Here is a 654-nt window from a genome sequence, read left to right as displayed (position 1 = left end):
GGTTATGAAGACAGAGATTGAGGTAGTTGCGGCTATAATTGAAAATGAAAAATCGGAGATATTGTGTACTTTACGTCCTCTTGGCAAAAGTTTTGGAAATATGTGGGAGTTTCCAGGAGGAAAAATCGAACAGGGAGAAACCCCGTCCATGGCTCTTAAAAGAGAGGTGAAGGAAGAACTTAATCTTGATATAAATGTTGGAGATATATTTATTTGGGTGAAAAAAGAATATAAAGAGTTTAAAATAAGTTTGAGATGTTATTTATGTAAGATAAAAAATATGGATGATTTTATCTTAAAAGAGCATGCAGCTTTTTTATGGTTAAAAAGAGAAAATTTAAATTCTCTTATGTGGGTTCCAACAGACTCTATTATAATAAAAAAATTAAAAGGTGAATAAAGCATCGTAATTATTTAAAATTGGGAATTCAGTAAAATATTTTACTGAATTCTTTTTATTTTTTGATAAAAAAAGAAAAAAAGTCCTTGACATTTTTCTGAGAATGGCGTATCATATATATCACATGCGGAGAAATCTGCGAAGGACATTAGCAACAGAATAGAGAAAGATAAGTAATGCAAACACAACAATAAATTGGTGTAATTAATTTCAGTAAATTTTACTGAGTAATAAATAGATTGAACGAAGAGTTT

At 29.2% G+C, this 654-nt stretch carries 1 protein-coding gene; it reads left to right on the top strand.

The features are described from left to right. The coding region (gene mutT, locus IX290_RS11445; RefSeq protein ID WP_211493319.1) for an 8-oxo-dGTP diphosphatase MutT at positions 1-400 on the top strand (400 nt) is incomplete at its 5' end. Between the last annotated feature and the right edge of the window lie 254 nt (positions 401-654).

The sequence above is a fragment of the Fusobacterium sp. DD2 genome, from assembly GCF_018205345.1.
Lineage (GTDB): Bacteria > Fusobacteriota > Fusobacteriia > Fusobacteriales > Fusobacteriaceae > Fusobacterium_A.
This window is presented reverse-complemented; position numbering and strand designations above follow the sequence as displayed.